This is a genomic window from Pirellulales bacterium (assembly GCA_019694435.1).
Taxonomy (GTDB): Bacteria; Planctomycetota; Planctomycetia; order Pirellulales; family JAEUIK01; genus JAIBBZ01.
Genome location: JAIBBZ010000007.1, coordinates 165,245 through 190,417, shown reverse-complemented (window position 1 = coordinate 190,417; position 25,173 = coordinate 165,245). Strand labels below are relative to the sequence as shown.

The 25,173-nt window shown below is 66.6% G+C and carries 20 protein-coding genes; 7 read left to right on the top strand and 13 right to left on the bottom strand.

Annotation, left to right across the window (positions count from 1 at the left end; genetic code table 11):
- On the top strand, positions 1-2,019 hold a 2,019-nt coding region (locus K1X74_08645), incomplete at its 5' end, for a putative Ig domain-containing protein (protein ID MBX7166406.1).
- Between the two features lie 6 nt (positions 2,020-2,025).
- Here the strand turns inward: K1X74_08645 and hslU are convergent.
- Together hslU and hslV are read right to left on the bottom strand one after the other, a co-directional pair.
- A complete protein-coding gene (hslU, locus tag K1X74_08640; GenBank protein ID MBX7166405.1) occupies positions 2,026-3,351 on the bottom strand; it encodes an ATP-dependent protease ATPase subunit HslU in 1,326 nt (441 codons plus the stop codon).
- Positions 3,348-3,890 (bottom strand): ATP-dependent protease subunit HslV, encoded by a 543-nt coding sequence (hslV, locus tag K1X74_08635; GenBank protein MBX7166404.1) that lies wholly within the window; start codon positions 3,888-3,890, stop codon positions 3,348-3,350. The genes hslU and hslV overlap by 4 nt, the downstream gene beginning before the upstream one ends.
- 161 nt (positions 3,891-4,051) lie before the next feature.
- Here hslV and K1X74_08630 point away from each other — a divergent pair, with 161 nt between their 5' ends.
- A complete protein-coding gene (locus K1X74_08630) occupies positions 4,052-6,319 on the top strand; it encodes a cation-translocating P-type ATPase (protein MBX7166403.1) in 2,268 nt (755 codons plus the stop codon).
- A 36-nt stretch (positions 6,320-6,355) separates the two neighbouring features.
- On the opposite strand, the gene K1X74_08625 is transcribed toward K1X74_08630, so the two are convergent.
- Both K1X74_08625 and K1X74_08620 read right to left on the bottom strand, forming a co-directional pair.
- Positions 6,356-7,141, bottom strand: a complete 786-nt coding sequence (locus K1X74_08625; GenBank protein ID MBX7166402.1) for an SIMPL domain-containing protein — start codon at positions 7,139-7,141, stop codon at positions 6,356-6,358.
- A gap of 131 nt (positions 7,142-7,272) precedes the next feature.
- The gene (locus K1X74_08620) at positions 7,273-8,943 is read right to left on the bottom strand and encodes a serine/threonine protein kinase (GenBank protein ID MBX7166401.1); all 1,671 of its coding nucleotides are present in this window, start codon (positions 8,941-8,943) and stop codon (positions 7,273-7,275) included.
- A 267-nt stretch (positions 8,944-9,210) separates the two neighbouring features.
- Here K1X74_08620 and K1X74_08615 point away from each other — a divergent pair, with 267 nt between their 5' ends.
- Together K1X74_08615 and K1X74_08610 are read left to right on the top strand one after the other, a co-directional pair.
- Entirely contained in the window at positions 9,211-9,759 is a 549-nt protein-coding gene (locus tag K1X74_08615; GenBank protein MBX7166400.1) for a hydrolase, read from the top strand.
- Between the two features lie 143 nt (positions 9,760-9,902).
- Complete coding sequence (locus K1X74_08610; protein MBX7166399.1) at positions 9,903-11,279, top strand: DUF1501 domain-containing protein; 1,377 nt, start codon at positions 9,903-9,905, stop codon at positions 11,277-11,279.
- A gap of 25 nt (positions 11,280-11,304) precedes the next feature.
- Here the strand turns inward: K1X74_08610 and K1X74_08605 are convergent, their stop codons facing one another.
- The 8 genes from K1X74_08605 to K1X74_08570 all read right to left on the bottom strand — a co-directional run bounded on the left by K1X74_08605 (position 11,305) and on the right by K1X74_08570 (position 21,348).
- On the bottom strand, positions 11,305-12,237 hold the full coding sequence (locus K1X74_08605) for a hypothetical protein (GenBank protein MBX7166398.1): 933 nt from the start codon (positions 12,235-12,237) through the stop codon (positions 11,305-11,307).
- Positions 12,234-13,181: a D-alanine--D-alanine ligase gene (locus K1X74_08600; protein MBX7166397.1), complete on the bottom strand. Its 948-nt coding sequence runs from the start codon at positions 13,179-13,181 to the stop codon at positions 12,234-12,236. The genes K1X74_08605 and K1X74_08600 overlap by 4 nt, the downstream gene beginning before the upstream one ends.
- 79 nt (positions 13,182-13,260) lie before the next feature.
- Positions 13,261-14,139, bottom strand: a complete 879-nt coding sequence (gene murB / locus K1X74_08595) for a UDP-N-acetylmuramate dehydrogenase (GenBank protein ID MBX7166396.1) — start codon at positions 14,137-14,139, stop codon at positions 13,261-13,263.
- Positions 14,126-15,532 (bottom strand): UDP-N-acetylmuramate--L-alanine ligase, encoded by a 1,407-nt coding sequence (gene murC / locus K1X74_08590; protein MBX7166395.1) that lies wholly within the window; start codon positions 15,530-15,532, stop codon positions 14,126-14,128. Before murC ends, murB begins: the two co-directional genes overlap by 14 nt.
- A 141-nt stretch (positions 15,533-15,673) precedes the next feature.
- The gene (gene murG, locus K1X74_08585; GenBank protein ID MBX7166394.1) at positions 15,674-16,945 is read right to left on the bottom strand and encodes an undecaprenyldiphospho-muramoylpentapeptide beta-N-acetylglucosaminyltransferase; all 1,272 of its coding nucleotides are present in this window, start codon (positions 16,943-16,945) and stop codon (positions 15,674-15,676) included.
- A 9-nt stretch (positions 16,946-16,954) separates the two neighbouring features.
- On the bottom strand, positions 16,955-18,046 hold the full coding sequence (gene mraY / locus K1X74_08580; GenBank protein ID MBX7166393.1) for a phospho-N-acetylmuramoyl-pentapeptide-transferase: 1,092 nt from the start codon (positions 18,044-18,046) through the stop codon (positions 16,955-16,957).
- Positions 18,047-18,376: 330 nt separating this feature from the next.
- The gene (locus tag K1X74_08575; protein ID MBX7166392.1) at positions 18,377-19,840 is read right to left on the bottom strand and encodes a UDP-N-acetylmuramoyl-tripeptide--D-alanyl-D-alanine ligase; all 1,464 of its coding nucleotides are present in this window, start codon (positions 19,838-19,840) and stop codon (positions 18,377-18,379) included.
- An 8-nt stretch (positions 19,841-19,848) separates the two neighbouring features.
- The gene (locus tag K1X74_08570) at positions 19,849-21,348 is read right to left on the bottom strand and encodes a UDP-N-acetylmuramoyl-L-alanyl-D-glutamate--2,6-diaminopimelate ligase (protein ID MBX7166391.1); all 1,500 of its coding nucleotides are present in this window, start codon (positions 21,346-21,348) and stop codon (positions 19,849-19,851) included.
- Positions 21,349-21,718: 370 nt separating this feature from the next.
- Between K1X74_08570 and K1X74_08565 the strand changes: the two genes are divergently transcribed.
- The 3 genes from K1X74_08565 (at position 21,719) to K1X74_08555 (ending at position 24,192) form a co-directional block, all read left to right on the top strand.
- Positions 21,719-22,495: a phytanoyl-CoA dioxygenase family protein gene (locus K1X74_08565; GenBank protein ID MBX7166390.1), complete on the top strand. Its 777-nt coding sequence runs from the start codon at positions 21,719-21,721 to the stop codon at positions 22,493-22,495.
- Between the two features lie 118 nt (positions 22,496-22,613).
- Positions 22,614-23,330, top strand: coding sequence for a PTS sugar transporter subunit IIA (locus K1X74_08560; GenBank protein ID MBX7166389.1), 717 nt, complete (start codon positions 22,614-22,616; stop codon positions 23,328-23,330).
- Between the two features lie 43 nt (positions 23,331-23,373).
- Positions 23,374-24,192, top strand: a complete 819-nt coding sequence (locus K1X74_08555) for a hypothetical protein (protein ID MBX7166388.1) — start codon at positions 23,374-23,376, stop codon at positions 24,190-24,192.
- Here K1X74_08555 and K1X74_08550 read toward each other — a convergent pair.
- Positions 24,189-24,968, bottom strand: a complete 780-nt coding sequence (locus K1X74_08550) for an ImmA/IrrE family metallo-endopeptidase (protein MBX7166387.1) — start codon at positions 24,966-24,968, stop codon at positions 24,189-24,191. The genes K1X74_08555 and K1X74_08550 overlap by 4 nt on opposite strands.
- Between the last annotated feature and the right edge of the window lie 205 nt (positions 24,969-25,173).

Sequence of the window (25,173 nt, the reverse complement as noted above, 5' to 3'; positions counted from 1 at the left end):
GAAGACCAGCCGCCGGTCATCACCCCCGTTGCCGACCAGAACGTCGTGCAGGGCGAGACGCTGGTGGTCAACGTCGTGGCCACCGACCCCGACCCGACCAAACGCCCGCTCGTCTATTCGCTCGGCAACAATCCGCCTGCCGGCGCCTCGATCGACGTCAACACCGGACGCATCACCTTTACCCCGCCGCGCGACGGCACCGCCGGCGAGGTGCAATTCACCGTCACCGTGACCGAGGTCGGCGATTCGCCGCTCAGCTCGACGAGCAGCTTCAAGGTCAACGTCGCCGAAGACCAGCCGCCGGTCATCACCCCCATTGCCGACCAGACGGTCAAACAGCGTCAAACACTGTCCCTGCAAATCAGCGCCACGGACCCGGACCCCACCCCTCGGCCGCTGCGTTATTCGCTGGGGGAAGATGCACCCAACCAGGCGACGATCGATCCGATCACTGGCCAGTTCACCTTCTCCCCAGACCAGGACTTTCCGCCGGGCGAGCTCACGATCGAGGTCATTGTGACCGAGCAGGGAGCGAATGCTCTGGAGTCGAGCCGCACCTTCAAGGTGACCGTGCTGGAAAACCTCAACGCGTCGCCGGTCATCCAACCGATCGCGCCGCAGAGCGTTGCCCAGCGAAAGACGCTCTCCTTGAACATCGTGGCCAGCGATCCCGAAGGCACGGCGTTGCACTACTCGCTGATCGACGCCCCGGCCGGCGCGTCAATCGACGCGAATACCGGGCTGTTGCACTTCTCGCCCGACGCGTCGTTCCCCGCCGGTCCGGTCGTAATCAAGCTCCGCGTAACCGACAGCGATGCAGACCCGGCGTCGACCGAAGCCACGCTGACGGTCACCGTGCTCGAGAACCCGAATCGCGCTCCGACGATCGACGCGGTCGCCGACCAAACGGTCACCGCCGGCAAGACGCTGAATCTCTCGATCACGGCCGCCGACCAGGACGATCCCGCTTCAACGCTCGCGTTCAGCCTGTTGTCGGCGGGCCTGGACGGCGCGACGATCGATCCCGTGACCGGTGCGTTCAGCCTGACCACCGCAGCGAACACGCTGCCAGGGGTGTATAGCTTCACGGTCGGCGTGACCGAGCAAATTCTGGGCGGCCTGTCGGCCTCGATGACGTTCAGCGTCAAGGTCGAGCAGTTGGACTTCTTCCAATTCATCGGTTTCGCCGTCGACAGCCAAGGCACGTCGGTCGTCAACCTGCAAGGCCCGACCGTGCCGGCGTTCCCCAGCTTCGTCATTCCCACGGGCGCGCCAGCACCCACCGGCAGCTTCGCCTTGATCGGCGCGGGACTCGGCTATTTGCCCAACGGCGACAATCTGCTGGTTCGCCCGGGAACCGACTTCGGGGCCAACACGGGCGTCGGGCGTCAGGTCGCGCCGGCCAATCAAGAGTCGAATTCCGACGACCAGGGCCAGACCAGCCAGGACAACTCGGGCGACGGCGTCGTACCGGCCAGTGGTGAAGAACCGGTCGACAAACAGACGCCGCAGACGCCTCCCGACGGCCAACGATCCGACGCCGGCCAGGAGCCAGCCCTGCCGGCGGCCGCAATGTTCGATGAATGGCAGATCGAGTGGGTGCAAGCGCCGCGCTGGACACCAGCCAGCGATACGATCGGGCGCTGGGCCGAGGGCACGTATACGATGGGCGAGGCGGCCGGCCGGTTCGATCCCGACCTGCTCGATCTCGATTTGCAGCTCATCCGCAACACCGGCCCGCGCGACCAGCAACCGGCCCGGGGCGCAGCAGCGGAGACTTCCGCCGAAGAAGCCCGGATCGCGCTGGCAGCCGAGGTTGCCGAATCGCTGCGCCGTGTGACCGAGGAGCGTGCCCGGCGCGAGGCTGCCTTCGTAGCGGACGAGGAGGAGCACTCGGCGCTCACCGACGCCACCGCGGCCACGATGGCCTTGGGCTTTTACATGCCGCTGCTGGTGACCGATCTCGAAGCCCCGCCGGCGAAGACACCTCGCCGCAAGGCGCGCCGGCGGCCGCGCTAGGCGCGGCTACAGGATGAAGCGGCTCAGGTCGTCGTCGCCACTGACCTCTTGCAACTTCTCGCGCACGTAGTTGGCCGTGATCACGACCCGGCCGCGCTGCATGTCGGGCGCCTCGAAGCTGAGCTCTTCCAGCAGCCGCTCGAAGAGCGTGTATAGCCGTCGTGCCCCGATGTTCTGCGTCGATTGGTTGACGCGAAAGGCAAACTCGGCCAACGCCACCAGCGCCGCATCGTCGAAGGCCAATTCGACGCCTTCGGTGGCCAACAGCGCCGCATACTGTTTGGTCAAGGAACTGCGCGGCTCGCGCAAGATCCGCACGAAGTCGTCCTGCGTCAGGTCCTGCAGCTCGACGCGAATCGGAAACCGTCCTTGCAGCTCCGGCATCAAGTCGCTGGGCCGTGCGCGGTGGAAGGCCCCCGCCGCGATGAACAACACGTGATCGGTCTTCACGTAGCCGTGCTTGGTTTGCACGGTCGTGCCTTCGACGATCGGCAGCAAATCGCGCTGCACGCCCTGGCGCGACACATCGGCCCCCCGGCTGTCGCTGGCCACGACCTTGTCGATTTCGTCGACGAAGATGATCCCCAGGTTCTCGGCCAGCTCGACGGCCTGCAACCGCACCTTTTCGGCGCTGATCAGCGTCTCGCACTCCTGCTCAAAGATCACTTGCCGCGCCTCGGCCACGCGCATTTGCCGCCGCACGGTCGACTTGGGCAGCAGCTTGTCGAACATGCCCTGTAGGTCGACCTCCATCTGCTCCATGCCCAGGTTACCCAGCATCATGGGCGACGACTTCTGCTCGATCGACACTTCGACGGTCCGCTCGTCAAGTTCGCCGCCGGCGAGCATCGCGCGCATCTTGTCGCGCGTCCGCTGATAGCGCTCGGGCGAGTCGGGGCCGTCGGGCGTGGTGTCGAAGCTGCGCGGCGGTGGCACCAACAGGTCGAGCAGACGTTCTTCTGCCCGCTGGCGTGCGTCGTCCGCTACGCGGTGGCGTTCCTGTTCGCGGACCAGTGAGATGGCGTGATCGACCAGCTCGCGGACCATGCTCTCGACGTCGCGGCCGTAGTAGCCCACCTCAGTGAATTTCGTGGCCTCGACCTTGATGAACGGGGCGCCGGTCAGCCGAGCCAGGCGCCGGGCGATTTCCGTCTTGCCGACGCCCGTCGGACCGATCATCAGGATGTTTTTAGGCGCGACTTCGCCGCGCATCTCTTCCGGCAATCGCTGGCGCCGCCAGCGATTGCGCAAGGCAATGGCCACGGCCCGCTTGGCCGCGTCTTGTCCGACGATGTGCCGATCCAGCTCGGCGACGATTTCCCGAGGCGTCAGCTCGCGCACGGCAACACCTCGACCGCGATGTTCGTATTCGTGTAGATGTCGATACCCGCGGCAATTTCGAGCGACGCGCGCACGATTTCGTCCGCTGCCATGGGCGCATGCGCCACCAGGGCCCGCGCGGCGGCCATGGCATAGTTGCCGCCCGAGCCGATCCCGAGAATTCCGTCGGTGGGCTGGATCACGTCCCCCGTGCCTGTGACCAGCAGCGTGTGCCGAGCATCGACCACCAGCAAGAGCGCCTCCAAGCGGCGCAAGACTCGATCGGTCCGCCAATCCTTGGCCAACTCCGTGGCCGCCCGCGGCACGTTTCCGGGAAAGTCCTTGAGCCGGGCCTCGAATCGTTCCAACAGCGCAAAGGCATCGGCGCTGCTGCCGGCAAATCCGGTGAGCACCTTGTTATCGGCCAGCCGGCGAATCTTGTTGGCGTCGGCCTTGACGATTGACTGGCCGAGCGTGACCTGGCCGTCGCCGCCCAAAGCGACCTGGCCCTGGTGTCGAACCGTGAGAATCGTCGTCGCTCGGGTGCGCATTGCCGCTCGCTCGGGTGCCGTGTTCTTCGTGCCACATCGCATCGGTCAGTTCGCGTGCCGGCACCGGTACCAATTGACGCGTGCATCTTCGCGAAAGTCGCCCGGCCTCGCCAGGGCCCCCCATCCACGGCCCCGCGTCCTATAATTGCGGCGCGAACCTCATGCCTTTCTTATTTGCGAGTACGACCGGCTTGCAACGGGTCACAACCACCGCCGCGGCGCCTGCTTCGCGGCAGTCCGCCGAGTTCCACATCCCGGCCATGGACTGCCCGGAGGAGCTGGCATTGATCGATCGCGGCTTGCGTCCGGTCGGCGGCATCGAGACTGTCCGCGCAGATTACCTGAACCGGACGTTGACGGTCGATTTCGACGGCGCACTTACCACCCGCGAGGTGCTGGCTGCGAAACTTGCAGCCATCGGCTTTCCTGCCACGGTCGTGGATCTTCAAGTCTTGAACCCGTCGCCCACCGCGCACCCCCTTTGGCGCCGGCGCGCCACGATCGCCTCGGGGTTGCTGCTGTTGATCGCCGCCGCGTTAGTGCCGTTCGGCGAGCCGGCAGTGGCAGTCAGCCATGCCCTGGCCATCGCCGCAGCCGTCGTCGCTGGCATCCCGGTTGCGCGCGCCGGCTGGCGGGCCATCCGGCTGGGGGCGCTCGACATGAACGCCCTGATGACGCTGGCCGCCGCGGGCGCCATCGCGCTGGGCGACTATTTCGAGGCCGCGGCGGCCATGTTTCTTTTCGGCGTGGCGCTTTGGCTGGAGACCTACAGCCTGGATCGCGCACGTTCGGCGGTCCAGTCACTCGTGGCCTATCAGACTCCGGTGGCGCATCGTCGCACCGCGCATGGCTGGGAGGACTGTCCCGCGGCAGAAGTCGCCGTCGGCGAGGAGATTGCCGTCCGGCCGGGCGAACGGCTGCCGCTCGACGGGCAGGTCGTCGCCGGCACATCGAGCGTCAACCAGGCGCCGATTACCGGCGAATCGCTACCGGTCGATGTCGCGCCGGGAAGCTCCGTGTTTGCCGGCTCGTTGAACGGCGAAGGCGCGCTCGAGATTCGCGCCACGCGCGAGGCCCACGACAGCACGCTCGCACATATTTCGCGGCTCGTTTCGCAAGCGCGCGCCGAACGCTCGCCAACCGCGCGGTTTGTCGACAAGTTCGCGCGCATCTACACGCCGGTGGTGATCGCGTTGGCCGTGTTCGTAGCACTGGTTCCCCCGCTGGCGGCCACGTTCATCGCGGACCTCGCGGCGGCGCCCGGTTGGAGCGAATGGCTGCATCGTGGGCTGGTTCTGCTGGTCATCGCCTGCCCTTGCGCATTGGTCATTTCGACGCCCGTCACGCTGGTCTGCGGCCTGAACCGGTCCGCGCGGATGGGCGCGCTGGTCAAGGGCGGCGAACACCTGGAGCGGCTCGCGCGCTTGACGGCCATGGCTTTCGACAAGACCGGAACACTCACCACCGGCGAGCCGTGCGTCGTACACCTGGCCGCGGTGAGCCCCTGCGGCGCAGACGAGGTGTTGCGCGCCGCAGCCGCGCTCGAGCAGCACAGCGAGCATCCGTTGGCCGCCGCGATTGTGCGCGAAGCCCGTCACCGTGGCTTGCCGATCGATGCGGCCGCAGACATGCAGGCCTTTCGCGGACTGGGGATCGCCGGTCGCGTCGCGGGCGCGTCATGGCTGGTGGGCAATCGCCGGCTCCTGGCCGAGCGTGGCATCGAGATCGAACCCGCCGAAGAAGCCACGGCTCGCGGTGCTGCCCAAGCTGCCGACACCAGCGTCGCTGCAGCCACGGAGGTGTACGTCTGCCGCGAAAACCGTCTGGCAGGCATCCTCACCTTGTCCGACGTGGCGCGCGGCGATGCCGCACCGGCCCTGGCCGAATTGCGGCAACTCGGCGTTCGTCACCTCGCCCTGCTTTCGGGCGATCGCGCCGCAGTGGTGCAACGGCTGGCGAACGAGCTGGGAATCGATGAGATCGACGCCGAGCTGCTGCCCGCCGACAAAGTGACGCGCGTCCGTCAACTGGCCCAGACGCATCGCGACCTGGCGATGGTCGGCGACGGCGTCAACGATGCCCCCGCCCTGGCCGCTGCCCCGGTGGGTATTGCGCTCGGAGCGCAGGCCAGCGCGACGGCGCTCGAAACGGCCGACGTCGTGTTGATGACGCCGAGACTGGATAAGTTGCCCGAACTCGTCTGCCTGGCGCGGCAGATGCGGGCCATTCTGCGGCAAAACATCGGTTTCGCCTTGGGCGTCAAGGCGGCCGTGCTGGCGTTGTCGGCCGCGGGGGCCGGTACGATGTGGCTCGCCGTGGCCGCGGACGTCGGCGCAAGCCTGACGGTGATCGGCAACGGCATGCGCCTGCTCCGGCAGCCCGTCAAGCCGGCGCCGGTGTCGCCGCAGTCCTGCGCGCATGACCATTAGCGACTTCGTAACCCAACCGCGCGTACAGGGCGCCGCCTAGCGGCGCAGACCCTGCGGAACAGCGGTTCCGTCCTGTTCCGGCTCGCCGCCCGGCAAGGCGAATGTCAGATGTACCGAGGCGGTCACGCTGATCTGACCAGCGGTGCTGTTGCTCGCGGCCGGTGCCTCCGAGGTCACGTTTTGCATCAGCGCCTGATTCTGATAGCGCGGCCAGCTCCACCAGCCGCCAGAATACTGCTCCTGGATCGCGACGACGTCGCCGAGCTTGACGTTGAGTTCCGCGACGAGCAGTAGCGCCTTTTCCTTGGCTGCGCGAATCGCCTTCTGTCGCGCTTCATCTCGATATTTGCGCAACTCCGTGGTCCGAAACTCCACTCCCTCGAGACGGTTGGCACCGTTTTTCAGCACGCCGACGATCAGGGCGTCGAATTGATTGACCTGCCGGACCCGCACGCGGACAAGCTGGACGACGTTGTAGGCGATCGGATCGACGATCGATGCCAGGAGTTCTCGATCGTTGGGCACATCTGCCCGGTTGCGCTCGCGGTAGACCGGCTCAACAAGCACGAAGTCGGTCCGCACGTCTTGGTCGGCAATGCCGGACGCCTGGAGATATTCGAGCAGCCTGGCGCGACGCTCTTCGAGCATGGTCGTCGCGTCGTCGAGAGCTGCCGCGCGGACTTCGATGCCGGTCGAAATCAGCGCTTCGTCGGGCTGCACGCGGATTTCCGCCTCGCCCGACACCTGGACGTTGCCAGCAAACGCAATCGGGGTCGCAAACAGCAACGCGAACACACAGAGACAAGTTGCAGTCCTCAGCATCGGTTCATGCCTTTGTACGTTGCGGAATCGTACTTTGAGACGTTGCGCACCGCGCGCAGCGACTCCCAGTTGGACGACACGGGCAGCAGAAAAGTTCCCAGACCGCCGGAGTGATCTCCGGCCCGGCGGTATCAACCGTCCAAGGGCGGGGTCGCCAGCGAACCGTCCGGACGCCGCCCCCGGGCCACCCACCAGCGTACGGCCAGTTCTTGCGTCCAACCGGTGGCACACTGGCATGTGGCCAGGGCCAGATCCAATTCGCGGGCATCCGCGTAGCGCTCGCGCGGGTCTTTCGCCAGGCAGCGCCGCACGACTGCCGCGAGATCGGCCGGAACCTGAGGGCACACCGACTCGAGTGCCGGTAAGGGATCCTCGACCTGTGCTCGCATCACGGCCACGGGGTCCGTGCCGCGGTAAGCCGGCCGTCCGGCGAGCAGGAAATAGAGCACGCCCCCCAGGCTGTAGAGGTCGGACCGTATGTCGGGGATCGCTCCGCGAATCACCTCCGGGGCCATGTAGTGCGGCGAGCCGGCGACCTGGCCCGGTCGACCGTTCGGGGCAACCTCTGCCGCGGTCGCCGCGAGCCCGAAGTCGAGCAGCTTGGCCACGTCGTACGCTCCGCCACGCGCCGTGGCGATGATATTGCTCGGCTTGATATCGCGATGGACGAGCCCCAAGCGATGGGCCTCGGCCAGGCCCTGGCAGATCTGCCGGATCAGATGCACGGCCCGGGCCGGCTGGACGGCTCCTTGCTGCTCGACGATCTGCTGCAGGCTCAGGCCGGGCAGGTATTCCATCACGTAGAAGAACGTTCCGTCCTCGCTACAACCGTAATCGAAGATTTCGACGATGTTCCAATGGCTCAATTGGGCCGTGGCGCGAACTTCGCGCTCGAAGCGCGCCAGGGCGCGCGCGTCGTTCGCGCGGGCCGCACGAATCGTCTTGATCGCGCAGGGGCGCTTGAGCATCTGGTGCTCCGCGAGATAGACCTCGCCCATGCCGCCACTGCCGAGCAGCTGGCCCAGGCGGTACTGCCCCAATTGGCGGGCGACGAACACCTCGCGGCGCAGCCGGCCCATCGTGTACGAACTGTAAACGGCCGTTGCATAGCCGACGAGCATGACACCGCTGGCCGGCAACAACGAATCGATCAGCGCCACGCGCCCAAATTCCCGACTATTCACGCTCGCCACGAGCATCATCACGAACGGGATCGCCAGGATCACGCCCAAGACGATCGCCGCGCGCCACCAGGTGTTGGGGATGAACACCCCGTAGATTAGTGCCAACGCAAACCACATCACGATGCTCGCCGCCACCGCCGATTGGACGACCGCCGGGTGCTCCGGGTGCAGGGCCTGGCTGATCAACTGCGACTCGATCAACACGCAAATGCCCGTCGAAGCCCCGAATACGCCCAGTTCGAGGAACCGCAGCGTGACCAGCGACAAGCGGATCGGACTCCACAGGTAGGCTGCGCAAATCGCCAGCACGACCGTGGCGGCTGCGCGATAGGTCGTCACGGCGTTGCTCTCGCCGATTCGCGGTGCGTCAGCCGAGGGCAAGAAATAGGCCGCGCGCAGCGTGTAAAACAAGAAACCGCTGAACATCACAAGCGAGCCAACGCGCAGGCGCTGCAACAGCACCTCCTGCGTCTCGTCGGCCAGTTCGCGCGGCGGACCGTGGACCAGCTCAACCGGCGCCACCGTCGGCTCGGGGGTGTCGAGCGCCGCGACCGGCAGCTCTTCGAGCGTGCGGTCGTCGAATGTTTCGCTCGCCGCGTTCGTCCCCGAGATACTCATGCGCGGTGCCTCGCGCGCGCCGTTACCCGGGCCGCGCCGGACGAAGATTTCATGTCCCCGCAAACCATCATACGTCGGGCCATGATTCCCGGGAAACAGGGCCCGCGCAACCGGCCTGCCGGCGCTTCGAAGCGGTTCGGATCACTTCGTCGAGGGCGTTATAATCGATCCAGGCAATGTCGCATTTCCGTCCTCGTGCCCCCCTGAAGGATTTGGCCCGTGAACGATTCCGTCGGCCAGCAAGGTCTCCCGCGCAGCCCCGAACTGATGTCGCGGGATGATACGGCCCTGATCGTGATCGACGTTCAAGGCAAATTGTCTGGATTGATTCCGGGACATCGGCGGATCATCTGGAATATCCGCCGGCTGATTGACGGGGCCCGGCTGTTCGGCCTACCCGTCGCGGCGACCGAACAGTACCCGCAGGGCCTTGGCCCCACGGTGCCCGAACTGGCGGCACTCGTTGATCCGGCCGCCGCAAAGACCCGGTTCAGCTGCGGCGAATGCGGCGAGCTGTTCGCTGGGCTGCGCGAGCGCAAGGTTTATCGCTACCTGCTCTGCGGCATCGAATCGCACGTTTGTGTCCAGCAGACCGCCCTCGACTTGCTCGCCACTGGACAGCGCGTGTACCTGGCAGTCGACGCTATTGGGGCCCGGCATCGCATCGATCACGACACGGCGCTGCTCCGGCTCGAAGCGTCCGGCGCGACCATGACGACCACCGAGGCGGCCTTGTTCGAGTGGTGCGAGCATGCCCGCGATCCGGCGTTCAAACAATTGAGCAAGCTGATCCAGGAGCAGGCTCCGGAGGAATAACCGTTACGCAGTCCCGAGGTATTGCCGGCGTTCTCGGCGCGTAACCCGCGAGTTTCGTTGCTGTTACGCCCGCCGCGCGATACCATCGCACTGGGTCGACCGACCGGTCGCCCCTGACGCCCTTGGTGCAAGGATCGAACGCCATGCTGACGTTCACCGGACGTGGTGCTGCCCAGACCTGCGACGGCCTCACGCGACGCGACTTTCTTCAAGTCGGCGCGTTGGGTGCGGTGGGTATGTCGCTGCCCAACCTGATGGCGGCCAAGGCCGCCGGTGCGGTTGCGCCGAATCATGACGAACACAGCGTGATCATGATCTTCAATCTCGGCGCACCCAGCCAGATCGACTGCTGGGACATGAAGCCCGACGCGCCGGCCGAGATTCGCGGTCCTTTTCAGCCCGTCTCCACGAATGCCCCGGCGATCCAGATCAGCGAGATCTTTCCCGAGCTGGCGAAACATGCCGACAAGTTCTCCTTGGTTCGCAGTTGCTATCACACCGCGGCGGCCGTGCACGATACCGGGCATCAAATGCTCCAGACGGGCCGGCTATTTACCGGCGGGATCAACACGCCGCATGCGGGGTGCGTGTTGGCCTACTTGCGGGGGCGGCGTACCGATTTGCCGGCTCATGTGCTGCTGCCGGAACCGATGGGCCGGACCGGAGGCAACTTGCCCCACGGGCAGGACGCCGGCTTCCTGGGCAAGGCGCACGATCCGTTCGCCTTGATGGCCGATCCCTCGAAGCCCGATTTCAAGGTGCCCGACCTGTTGCCTCCGCAAGACATTGGCGAAGCGCGCCTGGATCGCCGTCGCAAGATGCGAGCCATCGTCGACGAGACCGTCAAGAACTTCGAGGCCAGCGCCGACGCAAAAGCACTCGACAGCAACTTCGAGGCCGCATACCGGTTGATGACGAGCCCGCAGGCGCGCGAAGCGTTCGATCTGTCGAAAGAGCCCCAGGCGGTCCGCGAGCGCTACGGCATGACCCGTTTCGGGCAATGCTGCCTGCTGGCCCGGCGGTTGATCGAGGCAGGCGTGCGTTTCGTGACGGTCAACACCTTCCTGACCGTGTTCGACGAGATTAGCTGGGACATTCACGGCTCCAAGCCGTTCACGTCGATCGAAGGCATGCGCGACATCGTCGCGCCGATGTACGACCGCGCCTACAGTGCGCTCCTGGAAGATCTCAGCCAGCGCGGCATGCTCGGCAATACGCTGGTGTGCAATTTGCAAGAATTCGGCCGTACGCCGCGCGTCAATCCGGCCGGCGGCCGCGATCACTGGCCGCAATGCTGGACCAGCCAGTTCGCCGGTGGCGGCGTGCAAGGTGGCCGGGTGGTCGGGCGGAGCGATCCCATCGGTGCCGTACCCGCCGAGCGCCCCGTGCAGCCGGGTGAAGTGATCGCCACGATCTTTAACAGCCTGGGGCTCGACCTCGAGACCAAACTACCCGGTCCCCAAGGCCGGCCGTTTCCGCTGGTGGACTACGGCATCAAGCCGATCCACGAACTCTTTTAATCGCCTACGCCTTTTCCAGGCACGGCTATTCCGTTGCGCCCGGCGCCGGGATGAGCGCCGTTCGCGGCACAATCACCGCATCGCCGGGCAGGCGGATATCGATGTCGCGCGGGCCACCGGCGCCGTCGAGCGATGCCCCGCCGGCCACCAGCCGCTTGAGCCGGGCAAGCTTTTCGGCTGCCGCGACTTCGCCGCTGCTGGCGTCGACCGCGTGGCCCCAGACGATCCGCGTACCGCGCGGCGTGAACAGTTCATAGCTGCAACCGGCGAGCGACAGAGTGTTGTCGCCCCGGATCGCCGGCTTGATGGTCTGCAGCCCCAGCAGCGTCCAATCCTCCATCAACACGGCGGCGATCCGAGCGGCACCTTGCACGCGTACATCGGCCCAGACGGCACCCACCGAACCGAGCGACGCATGCGCAATTCCCGAGACGCGCGGATACCGCGATGCTTCGAGCGCGGAAAAGTCCGCACTGGGCAGCAGCACCGCCTCGGCGTCGACGGGATACAAACCACCGGGTACTTCGACCATCGCCACGGGGCGACGATATTCCAACACGACCTGCACGCGGGCGGGATGTTGCTTCGTCACTTGGACGACGCGCGCCACCCAAGGGTGCAGTGAGAAGGCATTGCGGACGCGCACGACGAGCTGTGGGTCGACGAGCGAAATCGGCCGCCCCAGGCCAGCATCGCGAACGACCTCGGCCCGAACGTCCGACTTGATCCAGGCCGGTGGTGCGTTGATCGCGATGTTCTGCGGCAAGAGCCACAGGTTTTGGTTGCCGTGCACGAGCCGTTGAATCTCGGGCCAGGCGCCGACCGTGGCCGCTGCGCCCAGCGCAATCAGCACGCCCAAGACGAGGAACGACCGTCCCGGCCCGATCAGCCAGAAAATCGCTCGGCCGGCGCTGTGCGGTCGAGCTGCCTTGCTACTGCTGCCCTTGGGGTTGCTCATGGGGAAACACCCGCGGCGGCAGTCTCGCGCACCAACCGGTCGCAAAGCCCGGTAAAACTGAGCCCCCAGCGGGCCGCCGCCTTCGGCACCAGGCTGTGATCGGTCATACCGGGCGAGGTATTCACCTCGAGCACCCACAGGCATTCGAACCGATCCAGCATGACGTCGACCCGCACCATTCCGCTTGTGTCGAGCGCGGCGGCAGCGGCGATGGCGGCACGCTCAAGGCGCTCGACCAGCTTGCTCGGCAGTCTGTGATCGAAGCAGTAGCGCGTCTGTGCCGATTCGTACTTCGCGTTGTAATCGAACAGTCCCTCGGGGGCGATGATCTCGAGCACGGGCAGGGCCTGCCGGCCCCAAACGGCGACGGTGAACTCGCGACCGGCGACGTACGGTTCGACGAGTACGAAGTCGTCGAATTCGCCTGCCGTGGCGAGCGCCGAGGCGACTTGTTGCGGCCCGGTGGCCACGGCCACGCCCAGGCTCGAACCTTGTCCATCGGGTTTGAAGATCAACGGATAGCCGAGCGCGGCGACGCTCGCGAGGATATCGGCCGAGCGCTGGCCGCGATGAACCAGCACATAGGGCAGCGTCGGCACCTCGTGCTGGGCAAATCGCTCCTTGCTCGCCGATTTGCTCATGGCCAAGCGCGAGGCCGCAGGGCCGCTGCCAGTGTAGCGCACGCCGAGACGCTCGAGCTGCTGCTGCACAGTGCCATCCTCACCCGTGCCGCCATGCAAGGCGAGGTAGCAGACATCGATCGACGGCCACGGCAGGTCATCGAGCGGTGTCGCGGCCGGGTCGAACTGGCGGACGTCGTGTCCCGCCGCGGCGAGCGCCTTGGCCACGGCCTGGCCGCTGGCCAGACTGACGGAGCGCTCGGCCGAATGGCCGCCGCAGAGGACGGCAACCCGCAGCGAAAGGCCTAGATTGTCGGTCGTCATGCCATCCTCCTTGACGGCTCGAACTCGTGTTTGTTTCAGCCCCAACGCGCACGCGGCACGGCCATCCTGGCGTCCGCGGCTACCAGATTTCGATCTCGGTTTCCAAATCGACGCCCTGCCTCTCGGCGACGCGGCCCTTGATCAGGTCGATCAAGCGCAACACATCGGCCGCCGACGTGCCAGGATCGGCGACAATGAAATTCGCGTGCCGGTCGCTGACCTCGGCCCCCCCGACGCGCGTGCCCTTCAGCCCGGCCTGGTCGATCAACATCCCGGCACTCATGCCGCGTGGATTCTTGAAGATGCAACCGGCACTCTGATGCCCGAGCGGCTGAGCGGCCTTCTTGACGATCCATTGCTGCTGCATGCGGCGCGTCAGTTCCGTGGGTTCGCCCTCTTCGAGCTGAAACCGCGCTTCGAGGATGACCAGCTCGTCGAGGCTGCTTTCGCGATAAGCGAACACCATTTCATCGCGCTGCCGCACGAGAATCTTACCGGCGCGCGTCATCACCGTGGCCTGCGCCGTCCATTGACCGACGTCGCCGCCGCGGCCACCGGCATTGCCGTGCAGGGCGCCGCCCACGGTCCCGGGAATGCCGACGAGCGTTTCCAAGCCTGCCAAGCCCTCGCGCACGGCCACTGAAATGACATGACCGAGCTTGGCCGCGCCGCCGGCCGTGACCACATTGCCCTCGGCGCGTATGGCCGCGAACTGAGGTTCGGACAACTGGATGACCAGACCGGGCACCCCTTCGTCGCGCACCAGCACGTTCGATCCCCCGCCCAGCAGCCGCACGGGCACCCCTGCGTCGCGGCCGTATTCGACCAGCGCGGTGAGTTCTTCGATCGTCCGCGGCCGCGCAAAATACTCGGCCGGCCCGCCGATGCGGAACCAGGTGTGCGGGGCCAAAGGTTCGGCCGGCTGCACGAATTCGCTAAACGCTTTAGGCAAGCTCATCCTGAATCTTTCGTACGTCTCCAGCACCCATCGTCACCAGTACGTCGCCGGGCGACAGTCGCGTCGCCAGCGCCGGGGCGATCTCGCTCAGCTCGCGACAAACCACCGCGTCGCCACCCCGCGCCCAGATGCGCCAGCCCAACTCCGCCGCGATCGATAGGCGTGCGTCGGTTTCCGGTTCGCGGGCACAATACACCGGCGCGACCCAGACGCTGTCGGCATTGTGCAGGCTGCGGGCGAAGTCGTCCAGGAGACGTTCGGTGCGCGACCGCTGATGCGGCTCGAACACGGCAACGATCCGCCGCCCCGGACAGGCCTCGCGAACGGCCGCTAGGGTCGCCGCGACCGCGGTGGGATGATGGGCGTAGTCGTCGATGCGCGTCACGCCGCGCCAGTTGGGCAGCCACTCGAGGCGCCGCTGGACGCCCGGAAAGCCTTCCAGCGCCTCGCGAATCGCCTGGAGCGAGGCACCACTTTCGGCCGCCAATGCCGCCGCTGCCAAGGCGTTTTGCACCTGATGCCTTCCTCGGACCGCCAGCCGAATCGTCGCCTCCGGAGAACCACGATGCAACAGGCGAAAGGTGTAGCGCCCGGCGGCGTGCCGCAAGTCGGCCGCCCACCAGCGTGCCCAGGGCCCTTGTCCGAAAGTCACGAGCCGCGCGCGTGCCGACGCGGCGACGTCGAGCGTCGAGCGGTCGTCGGCGTTGGCGATGACGAGCCCGTCGTGTGGCACCGCGGCCACGAGTTGCGAGAATGCCGCCGCGACGTCGGCCGGCGTTGCATAGCAGTCGACATGGTCCCATTCGACGTTGAGCAGCACAGCGGTTCTGGGACGGAGATGCAGAAAGTTGCGCTGAAACTCGCAGGCTTCGATCATCAGACGGTCGTGTCGGCCCGCGCGCCCGCCCGTGGCGGCGCCCAGGGTTGCTCCGCCGCCCACGACCGTCGGATCGAGACCAGCGTGCGCGAAGATCGCGGCCGCCATGGCGGTCGTCGTCGATTTGCCATGCGTACCGGCGATGGCGGTCGTCGCATGCGTCTCGGACCAGTGGCCGAGCAACTGCGGATAGCTCACGCACGGCACGCCGATTTCTCGCGCGCGGCGGCGCTCGGGGTTGTCGGCGTCGATCGCCGCGCTGTGTACTACAAGATGCGTCGTCGTCGAAATCGCATCGGCCGGATGGCCGGCGACCAATTGCAGTCCGCTGGCCACCAAAGCCTCGAGACCGGCCGGCGCCAGATCCGACCCGGACACGCGCCAGCCGCGACGCAGCAACACGTCGGCCAACGCGCGCATTCCCGAGCCGGCCACGCCGACCAGGTGGGCTTGATGGCAATCCGGCCGCGGCAGCAGCGACCAACGCGGGCTCGACGAACGAGTTAGCAGCGCCATGTCATCCTTGATTCCAGCGCGGACGCCCGCTGCTAGCACGCACGATTCAGCGCGGTGCGCAAGGGCACCGAACGATACGACCCGACGAACGACCGGGTCAAGCGAAGCTGCGCAGACCGCGCGGATTGCAGAGACGCGAACCTAGCCGGCCTTGCGTACCTGCCGGGCCGGCAACAGGTCGTCGACCATTTGGGCGACGTGCCAGGCCGCGTCGGGCCGGGCCAACGACAGCATACCGGCCGCCAGCGTGTCGAGGCGCTCGGGATGCGCCAAGTACGGCGCAAGTGCCGCCGCCAGACGTGTGTCAAGCCGCCCACCACTTTCGCGGGCGTCAATCAATTGTGCCGCGCCCGCGGCGACGAACACGTCGGCGTTGGCGCGCTGGTGATCGTCGGCGGCGTGCGGGTAGGGGACCAACAAGGCGGGAACACCCAAGGCCGCCAGTTCGGCCAGGGTCGAGCCACCGGCGCGGCTGATGACCAGATCGACGTCGCGCAACGCATCGGCCATCGAACCGATGAACGGGACGACCGTCGCGCGAATCGCCAACTTGCCATAAGCGCGAGTCGTCTCGGCCACGTCTTCTTCGCCCGTTTGATGGACGATGCGCCAGCCCTGTGCCGCGGCGCCCGCCTTGTACAAGGCGCGCGGCACGAACTGATTCAGGCTGCGCGCGCCCTGGCTGCCGCCGAGTACGAGCAGGCGCCGTGTGGGCAATTGGCCTTCTTGACGACGCCGCGCCAACCAGGCCGCGCGCTGCACTCCGGCGCGGGCAAAGTCCTCGCGAATCGGGGTGCCTGTGATCCGGACTGGTGCGGCGGGCCAGAATTCACTCTTGGACTGCGGCAACGCCGCGCAGATCACCGTGGCGAATTGCGCCAGCCAGCGCGTCGCGCGCCCCGGCACGGCGTTTTGCTCGAGCAATACCAGGGGCACTCCACGTTGACCTGCTGCCCGGGCGGCGGGCACGCTCCCGTAGCCGCCCAGGCCGATCACGCACCCGACCTGCTCGCGGCGCAAAAAGCGCAAAGCCCGCCGATAGCCGGCCCAGTGATCGGTCACGAAGCGCAAGGTGCCCCAGGCCGAACTCGGCCGCGGGCGACAGGGGAGGGCCAAATAGTCGAATCCCGCGGCGGCGACATGCCGCTTTTCCGCCGGACGACCGGCGCCGGCAAACGTAATGCGTACGTCGGGCCGCATCTGCCGCAGCCGCTCGGCCACGGCGAGACCGGGAAACAGATGCCCCGCGGTCCCGCCGCCGGCGATCACGACGTGCGCGCTTCGGGCGACGCCGCGAGTCGAAGAGAACGGCATGGACAACAGCGTTTGCATGGTTTCCTCGGAACGACCGTCCGCCGGCGGCGCAGGTTCGCGCGGAACAGTCTCGGCGTTCAAATCTTCGTCGCGCGCCATGACGGGCCATCACCTCAGAACTTGTCGCGGCCGCGCGTCCTGCGTGACCCGTTCGACCGCCCGCGAGTCGCTTGGCGCCGCAATCGCATCATCCGCAAAGTTTGCGGGATGAGTACCTGTTTGCCCGCGCAGGGCGGCCGAGGTCAAGGCCGCCAGTCCGCCGACGAGCGCCAAGACAAAAAAACGCCGGACGATCACCGGCTCCTTCCATCCGCCAAATTGAAAGTGATGATGGAGCGGCGCGCAGCGCAACACGCGGCGGCCCGTCAGCTTGTAAACGGTGACCTGCACGAGCACGCTTGCGGCCTCGACGACGAATACCCCGCCCGCCAGAAGCAGCGCCAAGGCTTGCCCCGAGACGAGCGAAGACATTGCTAGCACGGCACCCAAAGCCGCGGCCCCGGCATTGCCCATGAACACCTGAGCCGGGTGCAGGTTGAATCGCAGGAACCCGGCCAAGCCGCCCGCCAAGGCGATCAGCATCACGGCCAGCGCCACGGCCGACTCCGGCGAGCCGCCGATCACTCGTTGCGGCGCAACGGCTACGACGATCGCCAGGATCACCGCGGCCACGAGCCCGCAGCCAGCGGCCAGCCCGTCGAGTCCATCCGTCACATTGACCGCATTCACCATTCCCACGAGCCACACCGTGCCCATGCTCGCCAACACAACCGTCGCCGCTGCGTTTGCAGTTTGCGGCGCCAAGCACAGCCAACCGCAGGCCAAAGGCACCGCGACGGCGAACTGCGCCAGCAATTTGCCGCGCGGCGTGACGCCACGGCCACGGCGAATCTTCAGCACGTCGTCCCAGGCGCCCACCAGTCCGAACGCCACCATCGCCAGCGCGACCAGCAGCACCGCGGGTTCGAACAACCCGCCGACGGCCGCCGTGGCCAAGAGACTGGCGGCGACGAACAGAACACCGCCCAGCGTCGGTGTCCCAGCCTTCGCGCCATGTAGCTCGCGCAAGCGCGGCGAAGCAACGTCGATGCGCTCCGGGCAAAGCCGCCGCAACCAGGCGATGGTCCGCGGCCCGGTCACGAGCACGCACACCAGCGCGATCCAACCGGCAATCGTTGCCAGCAACAGCGTTCCTTGCATCGCAGCTTCCGTTTGGTGAGCCGACAAAATGCCGCGGGCGAGCGGCACCTCGAATGGCGACGCTCGCCCGGCGGCGTGTTCCCTGGGCCCCAGCGGCGGACCCATGTCCGCGCGGGGCCCAGTCTAAGCTCCATCGCGAAGCACTCGCTGGCGGCGGTTGACCCAGAAACCGCAGGGTGCCAACGAGTAAATGCTCCTACCCAGGAGGGAGGGTAGCGTTCGAACTCCCGCAAAGCCGAACGCAAACGATGGAGCTTCAAATGGTCGGTTGCTGAGTCCTTTCGTGTTCGCTGTACGTTCGCGGCTCGATGGCCGAGGTCCCGTTGTCGTTCAGGCCGCCGAGGCCAGCCTCAGCGTCGGCAGAACGGTCGCGCTGCGCCGTGCCCGACCCAGTCGCACATCCATCACCAACAGCGCTTCGCGCAGCCGTTCGACGAGGATCTCGAGACGCATCGCTCGCGAGCCCTTGACGGTCACCCAATCGCCGGGCTGCAAGTCGGCTGTCAGTTCGTAATAGGCTTCGTCGATCGTGGCACATGCGGCACACGATCGATGTGGCAATCCGGCATCGACGGCGCCCGCCGCAACGTCAGCGGCAAACTCGCCGACGGCGATGAGTCGATCGACCCCGCCGCGCGTCACGGCTTCGTGACCCAAGCGACGATGCCAACTCGGCGATTCGGCACCCAGCTCGAGCATGTCGCCGCACACGAAGATGCGGCGTCCGTCGGCAGGCACCTCGCCCAACAGATCGAGCGCCGCCCGCATCGTGCTCGGACTGGCGTTATAGGTGTCGTCGATGACGCGCAGCCCACCGCACCTCAGCACGCGCCCGCGCATCGACGGCGGTTCAAATTCGGCGAGCGATTCGGCCACGCTACCCAGCGGCACGCCCAGGTGACGCGCCACGGCCACGGCCGCCAGCACGCTGCCCAAGTGATGCCGACCCCAGACGGGCACACGAAACACGGTTCCATCGACCGTGAGCCGCAACGCGCCGGCGGTAAAGGCGATATCCGTGGCTCTCAGATCATTGCGCCCGGCACGACCCTGCCACACCGCGGAAATCCGCTCGGGTACCGAGTTGCGACGCAACCGCTCGCAGTCGCCATTCAGCACGGCCAGCCCGCCGGCGGGCAGCGATTCGACCAGTTCCCATTTGGCTCGCGCGATCTCGTCCAGGCCACCAAAGCTCGCGAGGTGCGCTTCGCCGAGCGCCGTGATCACCCCGATTTGTGGGCGGCACAACTCGGCCAGCCGGGCGATCTCGCCGACCGCACTGGCACCCAGCTCGAATACGGCTGCTTGCGGATCGTCGCTCAGCCCCAACATGGCCAGCGGCAAGCCCACGTGATTGTTCCAATTGGCCGGGCTGCGGCACACCTGGTATTTCGGCGCAAGGGCTTGGGCAATCAGTTCCCGCGTGGTCGTCTTGCCGTGACTGCCCGTGACGGCAATCACCGGGCCGGAGAATCGATGGCGGCACCAGGCCGCGAGTCGTCCGAGAGCCGCCAGGGCATCGGGCACTTGCAGCGTCCAATGGCCCGTCGGCGGAGCGACACCTTCACGATCGGCCACGACACCTGCGGCGCCGCGTGCAAACGCCTCTTGAGCAAAACGCGAGCCTTCGTGCTGCGCACCCCGCAAGGCCCAAAACACGTCGCCCGGCTGCACGGCGGCGCTATGCGTGACGACGCGCAGCGGTGCGTGCCATGCCGCCGCCTCGAGCCCGCCCGCGGCCGGACGCAGCTCGCCGCCAACCGCCTCAACCAGTTGTTTCAAACCAATGCTCATCGTTGCGCCTAGGCAGCCTTGTGACGGCCCAATTGTTCTCCCTGCTCGTAGAGCCACTGCCGAACGAACGCGCGGTCATCGAACCGCAGCCGCTCATCCCCGACGACCTGGTAGTCTTCGTGGCCCTTGCCGGCGATCAACACGCAGTCACCAGGCCTGGCCTCGGAGAGCGCCGCAGCGATCGCTTCGCCCCGGTCGAGGATCACCCGGGCCCGCTGCGGCACGCGAAATCCCGCCAGCACTTCGCGGGCAATTTTTTGAGGGTCTTCGTGACGCGGATTGTCACTCGTGACGATGGCCACATGCGCGCCCTGCTCGACGGTCCGCCCCATCAGGGGGCGCTTGCCACGGTCGCGATCGCCGCCGGCCCCGAACACGCAAATCAAGCGACCTTCGACCAGCGGCTGCAGCGCATCGAGACTGTTCCCCAGCGCGTCAGGCGTGTGGGCATAGTCGACAAACACGGCAAACGGCTGACCGCACTCGATCCGTTCCAAGCGGCCGGGCACCTTGTCGACTTCCTCGATGCCGCGCGCGATCGTCGCCAGGTCGATGCCATAGACCGTCGCCAGACCGGCCGCGGCCAGGCAGTTGTAGACGTTGTGCGCACCGATCAACTTGCTGCGGACCGGCACGGTCTCATTGCCGATCGTCAACAAGAAAGTCTGTTCGCTGACGAGTCGCTCGATCGTCATCCCACAGATTTCCGCCGGCCGATGCAGCCCAAACGTCAGCGCCGGGCCAGCGTATTCGCACAGGTAACCTGCGCACACCGCATCGTCCGCGTTGACAACCGCGACGCCGTCGACCGATAGATGATCGAACAACCGCCCCTTGGCGGCACGGTACTCCTCGAGCGAGCCGTGAAAATCGAGATGGTCGTGGCATACATTCGTCACGGCCACGGCGTCGAATTGGATCCCGCTTACGCGATGCTGGGCCAGGGCGTGACTCGACACCTCGACGACGCCATGCGTGCAGCCGTTCGCGGCCATCCGCGCTAGCCATTCGGCCATCGCCGGTGGCGAAGGCGTGGTCAGCTCGGCAGGCCCGATTTCGACGCCGTCGCAGCAGCCCAGCGTGCCGATCAGGCCGCTGGGATATCCGGCCGTATTCAGAATACTGGCCACGAGCAGACTGGTGGTTGTCTTGCCGTTGGTCCCGGTGATCCCGATCACCTTCAACTGCCGACTGGGCTCGCCGGCCAACGTCTGGCAAAGCCGACCGAAAGCCACGCGCGAATCGGGCACGAGACACATCGGCCGTGCAATGCCCGGAATCGGCCGCTCGGCCAGCACCGCTTGGGCGCCGCGGCCGATGGCTTCGAGAGCGTAGTCGTGCCCGTCGCATTGCGTCCCGCGCAGGGCAACGAACAGATCACCGGGGCGACACGATCGCGAATCGGCGGTACAGCTTTGCACCCGCACGTCGTCGGCGCCAAAGAACACCGCCTCGGGCAGGACCTGCCGGAGACTGATCCCGCGCAGCGGTTGCGCACCCCGATCCATGTCGCAAGGCCTCCATGCCTCACGGATAGTCAAGCGGGCAAAGCGTACGAACACAGACCAGGTGCCGCCACCATGAACGGCGCAAGCACCTCAGGCGAACTCCGACGCGAGGGGAGGAGCGGACCGTGCTTGGTGTTCGAGCAGACCCACAAGGGTCTGGGGCTGCTCACACCACCCGCTCCCAGGTCGAAGCTGGGGGCGGATTGTGAGAAGTCGGTGATCTGGCGTCAAGCCGCGTTTTTCGCTTCGTCCGCCTGACGTGATTCTCGCGGTTTTCGCAGCTATCATGCGTCCCACGCCCGGGGCCGGCGGCGGTCGCATCGCCAGGCCGGGCAGCCGACCGCTTTCGCCTCATCGAACGGGTTCGACCATGCTCTCCGCCGCACTCGTGGATCAGTACCGGCAAGATGGCTACACCGTGGCCCGGCAGCTTTTCTCGCCGCCCGAGGTCGCGCGACTTCGAGACGAGGCGCTCGCTTTGTGGGAGCGCTGCGGACAGGGCGCAGCGGCCCAGAATACGAATTTCCTCGGCGTGAAGAAAATGAGCACGGTGCGCGATCCGCAACTGCACTCGGCCTTGTTCACGCGGACGCTCACCGATCCGCGGCTCACCGAAGCGATGGCCGACCTCGTCGGACCCAACGTGCAACTGCACCACTCGAAGATCAACATCAAGACCCGGGAAGATCGGGCCGTGTTTCCCTTGCACCAGGACCAACCGTACTTTCCCCACGCGCGACACAGCGTCTGCACAGTGCTCGTGCACCTGACGACGACCAGTTCGAGCCGCGGCTGCTTTCGCGTCATTCCCGGGATTCGCGAGCCGCTGCCGCACGTCGCCGACGACGGTCACATTCTCGACCCGGTGCAATACCCGCTCGAGCGGGCCCAAGAACTTCCGGCCGAGGCGGGCGATGTGGTGTTCATGAACTACCTGGTCCCTCACGGCAGCAATCTGCACGATGCGGATGAGCCTCGCATGCTGTGGATCATTCAGGTCCGCGCGGCCGAGGACCGGCCCATCGACCAACCGGCCGGGACCGAGCAGCCGACGCCCGCCGGCAACCGGCCGTCGCAGGGAACCATGCTCCGCGGTATCAATCCCGACTTTGCCTGGGCCGCAGCCGGGAATAGTTCGCGGCTGTAATCCGCCGATTTGCGGCAGCCGGCCCGTGCCGGGCGATTCCTGGCGTTGGCCCCATTGCCTACAATTCGCTCTGCACACCCCTTGAAACACGGCACCCCGTCCGGCCGGCGATTGATCGATGGCAGAATCTGATTTCACGATTGAAACCCTGGCCGCATACCTGCGGCTCGATCCGGGGGACGTCGTGCGCATGGCCGAACGGGACCGGCTGCCGGGACGCAAGGTCGGCGGATCGTGGCGATTCGCCCCGGCCGAGATTCACCAGTGGATGGAGCGGCAGATTCATCATTCGACCGACGCCGAATTGATGAACATGGAGACCGTGCTGCAATCGCCTTGGCCCGAGGCGCCGGACGACGCGCAGCCGCTGTTGACGACGCTGCTGGCGCCGGAGGCGATTGCCTTGCCGTTGGCCGCGCGGACACGGGGCGCGGTCATTCGCGGCATGGTCGAGCTGGCCGCGAACACCGGGCATCTCTGGGATCCGGAAAAGATGACGGCCACGGTGCAGCAGCGCGAGGAACTTTATCCAACGGCCCTCGACCAGGGCGTGGCGCTGTTGCATCCCCGGCGACCCATGCCGAGCATTCTGGCCCAGCCGCTGCTCGCCCTCGGCATCACACCCAACGGCATTCCGTTCGGCAATCCGGCCGGACACATGACCGATATTTTCTTCCTCATCTGCTCGACCGACGAGCGCGAGCACCTGCGGACGCTCGCGCGCTTGTGCCGGCTGCTCTGCGAGCCGGATTTCCTCGGAGCGCTGCGCGGGTGCGCCGATCCGCAGGCCGTCCGCCGGCTGCTCGACGAGCGCGAACGCCAGTTGCCCGTTTGACGCGAACCGTCTACCGTGGCCGGCCGCGAAGGGAGTCGTCAGCGTGTCAATGCCCCGTCTGCTGTGGATCGGTTCGGCGCGGCGGGCCGAGTTTCGGCAACCCTGCGCCGGCGTCGCTCGGCGCGCGGCTGCGGTCTTTGTGCCGGGCATCCGCGCCGCCGCGGCGGAGATTGCCGTCGGCGGACCGCCCGACCTGATCGTCTTGGCCCAGGCTCGTCCCAGTCAACACGAACCGGCAGCAATCGAACGACTGCGCCGCCAGGCGCCGGCGGCCCGGTGGATCGTGCTGGGGGGAAGCTGGTGCGAAGGCGAGCTGCGCTCGGGCCGCCCGCTCGCCGGTGCGGCTCGCGTCTACTGGCATCAGTGGCCAATTCAGTGGCCGCGCGATTGCGAGTCGTTCGAGCAAGGTGACGTCCCTGTTTGGGGATTGCCAGCCACGGCGCAAGAGGAAGACCGGCTGCTGGCCGATCTCAATCCAGGAGAGCCGGACAGTCGCCTGCGCATCGCGGTTGCGAGCGCGGATTTCGAAATGCACTCGCTGCTGCGCCGCGCGCTGGCGGGGTATGGCTCAACGGCGGCCGAACTGGATGCCCCCCGGCTCGACGGCGTAGTTTGGGACGCCCGGTCACCCGAAGATTTGCAAGAACTGGCTGAATTGCGACGGCGGGTCCCATCGGTCCCCATCGTGGCGCTGGCTGGGTTTCCCCGCTGGCAAGACGTGCGGTCGTTGCGCGCTCTGGGCGCAGCGGCGATCGTTTCGAAGCCGTTCTTGATCGACGAGTTGCTCTGGCTCCTGGCTCGTCTTGCGCGAGGGGCCACGGCCGGCGCGCAGCCCGCGCACTCACGCGCGACCGCGCGTTAGACGACGGTCCATTGCTCGGTGGGCAACAGCGAGTCGACCAGCGGATCGTCGTCGACATCCATCCGATTCGGCTCGAACCGCACGATCTCGCGTTTCCACTGCGGCTCATGAATCGCCCAGGCGCGGACCCGTCCGCTGCGTTCAGAACATTCGGACTGTTGGCCCGATTCGTGGGCTTGTCGCCAGCAGCATCGTTCATCATCCGACCAAAGGGGCAGGGCTCCCCAAACATTGCTCGACCGCCACGACTGCGCGCCTTGATCGAGCACGGTAATCACCACCGGCGTCGAAAAATCGAGCATCCGCCGCGCGATCAGCTCGTGACTCGCCGTGTTGAATTGCTGCTTGAGCCGTACGAGGTCCCAATCGCAGGCCAGGGCCGCCACGGCTAACCAGTCGGTCGGCAGCAAGAGCCGCCCCGCGAGATGATTGGCCGCGCCCTCGCGCAGCGGCGGTGCCAGCTGGCACGGATCGACATTGAGGCGGGAAAACAGCCCCGCCGACAGGTGTTCGCCAATCTCATGGGCCACGGCAAACTGCCGCCGTTCGCTCCGCGGCTCGGCCCGCAGCAAGATGGCCGACCGAGTCGATTGGTCGCGCCGCGCCAGGCGCACCAGCCGCGCCCGTGCGTTCTGCCGCCGGTCGCAGGCCACGACCATGCCGAGCCGCTGGGCAACGTGCAGGGCGTCGACCGGTGGCCGATCGATCCCCGCCGCGTCGAGCGCCTCGTAGGCCGCCTCGTCCAAGGCTGCCGCATATTCTTCGCCGGAGTACATTGCGCCCCATCCCTGTTCAACTCAGTAGCAGATAGTGAACATATTTACACTAACAAGCTGTCACGCCCTGTCAACAACATTCCGTAGGCATCGCGTCGCTGCGCGGAAGGACGCCGCGCGGCCGCACTCCCTCGTCGATCTGCGCCTTCTCGGATACGATGCAGTCTTTGACGCAACTTTCCGTGTGACTTGAAATTAGCACCCC